Annotated in this window: 9 protein-coding genes; 4 read left to right on the forward strand and 5 right to left on the reverse strand. The window is 63.4% G+C overall.

All coding sequences use genetic code 11. The features are described 5' to 3' along the window. Positions 1-23: 23 nt before the first annotated feature. From BFL43_RS00630 to BFL43_RS00640, 3 genes are all read right to left on the reverse strand, one after another. Entirely contained in the window at positions 24-962 is a 939-nt protein-coding gene (locus BFL43_RS00630) for an IS3 family transposase (protein ID WP_084889697.1), read from the reverse strand. Then, positions 959-1,249: a transposase gene (locus tag BFL43_RS00635; RefSeq protein ID WP_084889699.1), complete on the reverse strand. Its 291-nt coding sequence runs from the start codon at positions 1,247-1,249 to the stop codon at positions 959-961. Before BFL43_RS00635 ends, BFL43_RS00630 begins: the two co-directional genes overlap by 4 nt. 171 nt (positions 1,250-1,420) lie before the next feature. Further along, complete coding sequence (locus BFL43_RS00640; protein ID WP_084889808.1) at positions 1,421-2,950, reverse strand: MFS transporter; 1,530 nt, start codon at positions 2,948-2,950, stop codon at positions 1,421-1,423. A 52-nt stretch (positions 2,951-3,002) separates the two neighbouring features. On the opposite strand from BFL43_RS00640, the gene BFL43_RS00645 reads away from it, so the two are divergent. The 4 genes from BFL43_RS00645 (at position 3,003) to BFL43_RS00660 (ending at position 8,145) form a co-directional block, all read left to right on the forward strand. After that, positions 3,003-3,749: a helix-turn-helix domain-containing protein gene (locus BFL43_RS00645; RefSeq protein ID WP_084889810.1), complete on the forward strand. Its 747-nt coding sequence runs from the start codon at positions 3,003-3,005 to the stop codon at positions 3,747-3,749. A gap of 136 nt (positions 3,750-3,885) precedes the next feature. After that, entirely contained in the window at positions 3,886-5,124 is a 1,239-nt protein-coding gene (locus BFL43_RS00650; RefSeq protein WP_084889812.1) for a helix-turn-helix domain-containing protein, read from the forward strand. A 160-nt stretch (positions 5,125-5,284) separates the two neighbouring features. Continuing rightward, complete coding sequence (locus BFL43_RS00655) at positions 5,285-7,294, forward strand: fatty acid desaturase (RefSeq protein ID WP_084889813.1); 2,010 nt, start codon at positions 5,285-5,287, stop codon at positions 7,292-7,294. Between the two features lie 71 nt (positions 7,295-7,365). Continuing rightward, positions 7,366-8,145 (forward strand): SDR family oxidoreductase, encoded by a 780-nt coding sequence (locus tag BFL43_RS00660; protein WP_084889815.1) that lies wholly within the window; start codon positions 7,366-7,368, stop codon positions 8,143-8,145. On the opposite strand, the gene BFL43_RS00665 is transcribed toward BFL43_RS00660, so the two are convergent. Both BFL43_RS00665 and BFL43_RS00670 read right to left on the reverse strand, forming a co-directional pair. Then, the gene (locus tag BFL43_RS00665) at positions 8,093-9,031 is read right to left on the reverse strand and encodes an IS3 family transposase (RefSeq protein ID WP_084889697.1); all 939 of its coding nucleotides are present in this window, start codon (positions 9,029-9,031) and stop codon (positions 8,093-8,095) included. The two genes, BFL43_RS00660 and BFL43_RS00665, sit on opposite strands and share 53 nt — an antisense overlap. After that, positions 9,028-9,283, reverse strand: a 256-nt coding sequence (locus tag BFL43_RS00670) for a transposase (RefSeq protein ID WP_084889703.1), incomplete at its 5' end; no start/stop codon positions are given. The genes BFL43_RS00665 and BFL43_RS00670, both read right to left, overlap by 4 nt.

Consider the following 9,283-nt stretch of genomic DNA (forward strand, 5'->3'; position numbering starts at 1 on the left):
CCCCCAAATCGTGGAGGACTCCTCTATGCGGCTTCGGGCTCCGCGACTGCAGCGTTCTCGTAGTCGATGGGGCTGACCATCCCAATCGTGGAGTGCCGGCGGACGTGGTTGTAGAAGCCGTAACACCAGTCAAGCACACCGGCCTTGGCTCCGGCAAGAGTCTCGAAATCGTTGCGTGACAGTACCTCCCACTCCAGGGAAGAGAAGAACGCTTCGGCAGCGGCATTGTCGAAGCATGACCCGACGCGGCCCATCGACTGACGGAGTCCCATCCGACGGCACAGCTTGGTGAACTTGTTGGAGGTGTACGTCGACCCGCGGTCACTGTGGAAGATGACCCGTTCGGACTCCTCGTCACGCCTTATGGCCTGCTTACCGCCTCGGGTGGCCACCGCCATCTCGATTGCTGCACACGCGAGCGGTGCGTCTGGATGCACGCTGGTGGCCGCACCCAGCAATCGGCGGCTGTAGAGGTCGATCACGGTCGCCAGATACAACTTCCCGGCCGCAGTCGGGATCTCGGTGATATCGCCGACCCACTTCTCGTTCGGACGCGTCGCGGTGAAGTTCCGGCGCACCAGATCCGGGAACTTCGGTGCCGTCTTGTCCTGCCGGGTCAGCCCGTTTCGGCGACGGATCCGGCGTGCCACCAAACCCTGCCGGCGCATCGAATCCGCGACCGTCTTCTCGCTCACTGTCCACCCGTCCTCACGCAGGTCCACGTGCAGCCGCGGGGAACCATGCAAGCCCCGCAATGTCATGAACTTGACCTTGACTGCGCGGTCTACCGTGTCGCGCCGATAGTCACGCGCGGTATGCAATCCTGTTGCTGCACCCGGCTTTTGAGAACGCTTGAACCACTTGTAGAACCACGCCATACTCACGCCAAGCAGCGCGCACGTGACCGTATGTGGCACTCGATAGGTGGTCCTCTGCTCTGCGATGAAGCGGGCCAGCATCACTTCGTCGCCTCCTTCACCCACAGGACCACCGATCGTTTTAAAACATCGCGCTCCATCCGCAACTCGGCCACCTCGGCACGCAACCGCTTGAGCTCGGCAGCACTATCGCCGCTCGCCTCATCCTCGCCGCCGCGCTCGGCGCGCGCACGGTTGACCCAGTTGCCCAGGGTGCCCTCGTTGACCCCCAGATCGCGCGCGACCTGGGCGATCGGTTTACCCGTCTCCTCGACGATCCGGACCGCCCCATCACGGAACTCCCGGTCGTACTTCTTCCGCTTCTCAGACATCGTGCTCCTCATTATCGATGCCTCTACGGTTTGGGGGGAACCTCAGTCCGACTGCTGAACATCCACACTCGGACACTAGCCACCGCGACGGCTCCACGATAGATATCCCCCGCGCCGAGCCTGTCCTGGCGGAGATTTCACGCCGCCCATCCGACAGAGGCCGTGGAACTACTATTTCGGCTTGGGGGGTAGGAAGAGGAAGGCGACGACGGCGCCGAGGAGGGTGACCCCGGCGGCGACGTAGGAGCCGGCGGTCAATCCGTCGAGAAATGCACCGGCCGCTGTTCCGGAGACGGCCTGTGCCCCTTGTACATCTCCTGCGGCTCCCAGTTGCTCAGCTGCCACTTTGGCCGAGCCGACCGACTCTTCGATGACCGAGCGCACCTGTGGCGGCAGCTGTTGCGCCGCTTCGGAATCAGCGAGGCTCGACGCGTACAGCGAGGCGTACACGCTGCCGATCACCGCGACACCCAGCGTGCCACCGACCTCACGGGTGGCATCGTTCATAGCCGACCCGATCCCTGCTTTGTTCACCGGCACCGCACCCATGATGGCCTCGGTCGCCGGCGCGGACGTCAGCCCCAACCCGAGGCCGAGCGGGATCATCTGGCATGCGATCTCGAGGTAGCTGGTCGACTCGCTCAGCGTCGAGATCCAGACGAAGGCCACGGTGAACAACACCAATCCTGATGAGACCACGATCTTGTTCCCAAAGCGCACGGCCAGCATCGTGCCCAGGATGGAGCCAATCGCGATCGAGGTCGCGACCGGGATGAACTTCAGTCCCGTCTCGAGCGGGCCGAATCCGCGGACCAGCTGAAAATACTGAGTGATGAGAAAGATGAACCCGAACAACGCGAAGTAAGCAAAGGTCACCGACGCACTCGCGGCGGTGAACCGCATATTGGTGAACAACGTGACATCGATCATCGGCTCCGAACGCGTGCGCTCCCAGAAAACCAAACCCGCGAACAAGACTGCTGCCAAGGCGAATCCACCCAGAGTCATCGAGCTAATCCACCCATGTTCGGGGGCTTCGATGACCGTGTATACCAGTGTTCCCACAGCCAGCACCGACAGCACCAACCCGCCGTAGTCGATGCGCGGCGTCTCGGGGTCTCGGGAAGTCTCGACGACCAGGACCGCCGCGACCACAGCGATGGTTGCCGCGGTGGCCAGGGCGAGAAAGACACTCCCCCACCAGAATGACTCCAACAACCAACCGCCGAGGATGGGGCCACAAGCGACACCGATTCCGGTGGTGGCACCCCAGATGCCGATGGCTTTGGCCTTGTCGGCGCGTTCGGTGAAGATGTTCGACAGGATCGACAGGGTCGTCGGATACACAAATGCCGCACCCAGACCCATGACCGCCTGCCAGCCGATCAACTGCGCTGAACTGCTCGCGAACGACGCGCCGATCGCGCCACCGCCGAACACGACCAGACCCAGAACCAACGCGCCTTTGCGGCCGTATCGGTCGCTGAGGCTGCCGAAGGCCAGGACAAACGTCGCGAACAAGAGGTTGTAGGCGTCGACGATCCACTGGAGGTCGCGGTTGTTCGCATCCAACTCGGTTGCGAGCGAGGGCAACGTCACGTTGATGGCCGTCGTGGCGAGACTGATGGTCAGGGTGGCCAGGCACAGGACGGCCAAGACCACGGTCCGCGGCTTGTGTCGGCGTTTTTCGAGGAGAGTCACAGCTTTATTATTTCAAGCATCAACTTCTTTTTGTCAAGTGTAGGATGTGGGCATGAAGTCCTACGGTGAGTTCTGCGCGTTGTCGCGTGCACTGGATGTGGTCGGCGACAGATGGACGATCCTGGTGGTCCGCGAACTCTTGATCGCTCCGAGCCGCTACACCGACCTGCACAAGGCACTGCCCGGGATTGCCACCAACTTGCTCGCACAACGGCTACGAACCCTCGAAGAAGCCGGTGTGATCACCTCCGAGGAACAACCAGCGCCGGTATCGGCGCAGGTCTACATGCTGACCGACTGGGGCCGGGGCCTTCACACAGTGCTGGTGGATCTTGCCCGCTGGGGCGTACCACTGCTGGCCCCCGGCATCGGCGACGACCACAGCCAAGGGCGGTGGCTCGTCTTCGCCATCATGGCGCTCTTCCCCGAACGGGCCGACTACCCTTCCCTGACCGTTCGGATCATTGCAGACGGCGACGAACTGCTGCTCACCGCTGGAGCCGGTGGAGTACAGACCACCCTGACAAGCCCGGGCGGTCCCGCCGACATCACCATCGAAGGACGCTCAGATGATGTGTTTCGAACCCTGTCTGGTGAGCTGACCGACAAGCCCACAGCTCCGGTGAGCGGCGATGACGCAGCCCTGCAACGGTTCTCACAGCTGATCAGCCTGGCGTACACCCACGACCTCGATGTAGCGGCTCTCGGTCCACGAACTCTCACCGCCAGCGCATCGCCGGGTCACACCCCGGCGCCGGTCCCGAGGCAACCTCCGAGGACAACACAGCGGCGCGGTTAGCCGACGGTTCCGGGCTATGGCGCTGGCTATTAATTGGCTTTCGCGGCTGGAGAACGTTGAGTGCCTTTCGCGTGAGCTGGCCGTGAGATCTCCGACGTAGTCCACCCGCGCTACTTGGCGCCGTTAGGGTCCGATGATGGAAGACGAACAGTCCGGCGAGATGACCGGCGCCGGGGCGGTGGCAACGAGACTCCTCGCCGACATCACCCCGTTTGCCGACGAGATGCTCGACTATTCCGCCGAGCGCATCCCGGAGGCCGTGGTCGACGACGAGATGCGCGGGCTCACCCTCGGGTCCTGCTCATCAAATATTGAATCCGTGCTGTCGATGGTGCGCCACGGCATCAATGTGTCGGCCGCCGAAGCCCCGGTCACCGCGCTGGAGCATGCGCGAGGAATGGCAGCGCGCGGATACGACGTTGACGTGATGCTGCGCTTCTACCGGCTCGGGTACGAGTTCTTTCTCGGAAAACTAGGCGTGGCGATTCCGACCTGGATCAATGATCCCTCGGTGGCGTTGAGTACGTTCATTGCGCTCCAGCGGTACGGAATTTGGTACATCGATCGGATCTCCAGCGCTGTGGCGGTCGAGTATCTCGCCGAACTCAGACGTCGGCAGAACCAGGCGCGTGCTGAACGCGGTGAGGTTGTCCGTGCACTGTTGGCGGGCGAATCGGTTGGCAGAGCAGCGGCCGAACGCACTCTGGGGCACCGCCTCACGGGGATGCAGGTCGGCTTCATCTGCTGGTCGCGCGACCGCGAGGTCGACCTCGAGAAGGTGGCTCGTCGGGTCGCGCTGTTGCTGGGTTCGCCGCATCCTCTGGTCCTCATCGACGGGCCAGAAGCGGTGCAGGGTTGGGTGTCGATCTCGAGCAAGGCCGCGACCGACCAAGGCGCGATCACGTCCTCAGCAGTCGGGTCGAACTCGCACGTGGCAATCGGTTCGCCGCACCCGGGTCCGGCCGGCTTCCGGCGCTCGCACGATGAGGCGCGACGTGCGCGGCGGGTCGCCGAGATGTCCGAGCGCGCCACTGCGTCGATCACCCGATTCGCTGATGTGGCGTTGGTCGATGTGATCACTCGCGATCTCGAGGCGGCACGGTCCTTCGTCGCAGATGAGCTCGGCGACCTCGCGTCTGACGATTCCCGCAAGGCAGGCGAACGAGCTGCGCTGCTCGCGGTGCTCGACGCACAAGGCAGTCTGGCCGGGGCCGCGAGCTACCTGGGGGTACACCGCAACACCGTCCTGCAGCGGGTCCGACGCGCGGAGCAGAGTCGCGGTCGCCCGGCCTCCGAGCGTGTTGCCGAGTTACACGCTGCTTTACGTGTTTGCGATGCAATTGGTCCAACCGTTCTCACGCCGTCCCAGACCTGATTGAGTGGCCACACACCTCGACCCACCGTCAACCACCTGCCGCCGGACGGTGTGCGCACAGCACATGGCGGTGGGCGCAAAAGCCTTGTTGACGAGGAGCGAAACTTCTTAGCCTCGAGATGTCCTGATATCCCGAGCTGGAGGCATACCTGTGTCGACGATGACCGAGAAACCGACGTTCGCGGCGCCAGATGCGAGCCTTCCACTCCCCGACCCCGGCGAGCGGGTGCCCACGCTGTCGTGGCCCATCGTCGGGATCTTCGCGCTGTCGCTTGCAGTGTTCGCCGGGGCCGGCGTTGCTGCCGTCAACGATGTGGTTCCCGCCGCTGCGACCATCGCGGCCAGCAGCGTGGCGATCTTCATGATGTTCACCGTCCTGCACGACGCGTCGCACTACTCGATCAGCTCACACCGATGGGTCAACGCAGCATTCGGCCGGGTGGCGATGCTCTTCGTGTCTCCCCTGATCTCATTCTCGGCGTTCGCTTTCATCCACATAGAGCATCACCGCAACACCAACGACGACGATTCCGATCCCGACCACTTTGTCAGCGCCGCGACCTACTGGCAGCTGCCCTTCCGGTTTCCCATCATGGACCTTCCTTACCTCAGCTGCCTGGCGCGAAACATCAAGCGACGGCCCCGCTCGGAAATAGCGGAGACGGTGTTCCTGATGTCGGCAACGGTCATTGCGATCGCGGCCGCCGCCGTATCGGGCCATCTGTGGATGTTCGCGGTTGTGTACCTCATCCCGTCGCGGGTGGCCATGTTCGTTCTCGCGTGGTGGTTCGATTGGCTTCCGCACCACGATCTCGACGACACCCCACGCGACAACCGCTATCGCACCACCCGCAACCGAATGGGATCTGAGTGGATACTGACTCCGCTGTTGTTGTCGCAGAACTACCACCTGGTCCACCACCTGCATCCCTCCATACCCTTCTACCGATATGTCGCGGCGTGGCGGCGCAACGAAGATGCCTACCTCAAGCGTGGAGCAGCGATCGGGACGGTGTTCGGGCAGCAACTCGACCCGCAGGAGTACCTGGAGTGGAAGCAGCTCAACGGTAAAACCGTCCCGCTATTGCCGATCCGGCGAGTCGACACCACGGGTGCGGGCGTCCGCGTCACGCACCCGCTTGTGGTGAACGGGGTCGAGCATCTCACGTACAACAGCGTGCGAGTGACGTTCGAAATTCCCGACAACCTGTGCGAGGAGTTCCGCTTTCAGCCCGGCCAGCACATCACAATTCACCACAAGATCGACGGACAACAGGTCCGCCGTAACTATTCGATCTGCACGTCAGCAACCTCAGGTGTGCTCGCCATCGGAATCCGCAAAGTCGACGGGGGCAGGTTCTCCACCTACGCCGTCCAGAACCTGCGTGTCGGGGATGTCCTCGACGTGGAGCCACCCGCCGGGACATTCGGCGCACCTCCGGAGTCCGTCACCTCCGACGACCATGTCGCAGTCGCCGCCGGCAGTGGCATCACCCCGATCCTTTCGATCGCGGCGACAACACTGGAGACCAACCCGCACAGCCGATTCACGCTCTTCTACGGCAACCGATCCGCGGAATCGACTATGTTCGCAACCGAACTCTACGAGCTCTCGGCCCGCTATCCGCAGCGGCTGCGGGTCTTCCACATCCGCTCCAATCAACCGGATCACCCCGAGGCCCTCAGCGGCCGAATCAACACACCACTCATCACCAAGTTGCTCGACGCCGACGTGACCTCGATAGGCGCGTGGTACCTCTGCGGTCCCACCGATCTGATCACATCGGTGCGCTCAGACCTTCTCGCCGACGGGGTCCCCTCCCAGCACGTACACGTCGAACTGTTCGGCGGTGCCACCCGTGAGGTGCAGGCCGGCGACGACCTCGAATCCCGTGTCAGCATCACGCTGTCGGGAGCCGACCATCAACTGACGACCACGCGAGGCTCCAGTGTCCTCGAAGCCGCACTCGCCAACAAGATCGACGTCCCGTACAGCTGCCTCGGCGGTGCGTGTGGCACGTGCCGCGCAAAGGTCACCTCCGGATCGGTATCGATGGATCAGAACCTCGCACTCAGCGAAACCGAGGTCGACCAAGGGTTCGTCCTGACGTGCCAATCGCACCCGACAACCGACGCAGTGGCAGTCGATTACGACAGCCGACCCGCCTAGATCCGCACACCAGATCTGCGCCCCCGCGCCGCGACGGCAACATCACCCTCACCTGTGAAGGACGAACTCCCGTGAACATCGACAAGAGCTTGATCGTGGTGACCGGCGCGTCATCGGGTATCGGCGCTCAGACCGCCCGCGTGCTGGCACGCGCCGGTGCCCACGTGGTACTCGTCGCCCGCAGCGCCGGGGCCATCGAGTCGATAGCACTCGATTTGCGAGAACAGGGTTTGGCTGCAACTGCAGTCGCTGCCGATCTCGGTCGCCGCGACGACGCGGCGCGGATGGCTCAATACGTGCTCGGGGAAATCGGGGTCCCGGACGCCGTCGTCAACAACGCCGGTGCAGGCCGCTTCCTACGCATCGAGGAGACTGATCCGGCGCAGGCCGAAGAGATGATGGCTGCACCCTATTTCGCGGCGTTCTTCACCACGCGCGTGTTCATCGAGCCGATGCTGGCCCGCGGCACAGGCACTGTACTGATGGTGAACTCGCCGGTATCAATCATGCCGTGGCCCGGCACCGTCGGGTACGCATCGGCCCGCTTCGCCCTCAAGGGATTCACCGAAGCTCTTCGCCAAGACCTTCGCCGAACCGGCCTCGTCGTGAGCTCAGTGACTCCCACACGGGTCGACAGTCCCTACTTCGACAACAACCCGGGGGCAGCCGAGAGAATCCCGAAAGCCGAAGCGCTCCTGGGCTCCACCACCCCCGACGCCGTCGCCCACAGCATCCTGTCCACCCTCGACCGTGACCGCCGCGACGTCTTGTGGTTCCCCCAAATCGTGGAGGACTCCTCTATGCGGCTTCGGGCTCCGCGACTGCAGCGTTCTCGTAGTCGATGGGGCTGACCATCCCAATCGTGGAGTGCCGGCGGACGTGGTTGTAGAAGCCGTAACACCAGTCAAGCACACCGGCCTTGGCTCCGGCAAGAGTCTCGAAATCGTTGCGTGACAGTACCTCCCACTCCAGGGAAGAGAAGAACGCTTCGGCAGCGGCATTGTCGAAGCATGACCCGACGCGGCCCATCGACTGACGGAGTCCCATCCGACGGCACAGCTTGGTGAACTTGTTGGAGGTGTACGTCGACCCGCGGTCACTGTGGAAGATGACCCGTTCGGACTCCTCGTCACGCCTTATGGCCTGCTTACCGCCTCGGGTGGCCACCGCCATCTCGATTGCTGCACACGCGAGCGGTGCGTCTGGATGCACGCTGGTGGCCGCACCCAGCAATCGGCGGCTGTAGAGGTCGATCACGGTCGCCAGATACAACTTCCCGGCCGCAGTCGGGATCTCGGTGATATCGCCGACCCACTTCTCGTTCGGACGCGTCGCGGTGAAGTTCCGGCGCACCAGATCCGGGAACTTCGGTGCCGTCTTGTCCTGCCGGGTCAGCCCGTTTCGGCGACGGATCCGGCGTGCCACCAAACCCTGCCGGCGCATCGAATCCGCGACCGTCTTCTCGCTCACTGTCCACCCGTCCTCACGCAGGTCCACGTGCAGCCGCGGGGAACCATGCAAGCCCCGCAATGTCATGAACTTGACCTTGACTGCGCGGTCTACCGTGTCGCGCCGATAGTCACGCGCGGTATGCAATCCTGTTGCTGCACCCGGCTTTTGAGAACGCTTGAACCACTTGTAGAACCACGCCATACTCACGCCAAGCAGCGCGCACGTGACCGTATGTGGCACTCGATAGGTGGTCCTCTGCTCTGCGATGAAGCGGGCCAGCATCACTTCGTCGCCTCCTTCACCCACAGGACCACCGATCGTTTTAAAACATCGCGCTCCATCCGCAACTCGGCCACCTCGGCACGCAACCGCTTGAGCTCGGCAGCACTATCGCCGCTCGCCTCATCCTCGCCGCCGCGCTCGGCGCGCGCACGGTTGACCCAGTTGCCCAGGGTGCCCTCGTTGACCCCCAGATCGCGCGCGACCTGGGCGATCGGTTTACCCGTCTCCTCGACGATCCGGACCGCCCCATCACGG

This window comes from Williamsia sp. 1135 (genome assembly GCF_002095395.1).
Taxonomy (GTDB): Bacteria; Actinomycetota; Actinomycetes; order Mycobacteriales; family Mycobacteriaceae; genus Williamsia.

Excerpts from the sequence above, each read along its gene's own strand:
- BFL43_RS00635 (WP_084889699.1), bottom strand. The coding sequence starts at position 1,249 with ATGTCTGAGAAGCGGAAGAAGTACGACCGGGAGTTCCGTGATGGGGCG.
- BFL43_RS00645 (WP_084889810.1), top strand. The coding sequence starts at position 3,003 with ATGAAGTCCTACGGTGAGTTCTGCGCGTTGTCGCGTGCACTGGATGTG.
- BFL43_RS00650 (WP_084889812.1), top strand. The coding sequence starts at position 3,886 with ATGGAAGACGAACAGTCCGGCGAGATGACCGGCGCCGGGGCGGTGGCA.
- BFL43_RS00655 (WP_084889813.1), top strand. The coding sequence starts at position 5,285 with ATGACCGAGAAACCGACGTTCGCGGCGCCAGATGCGAGCCTTCCACTC.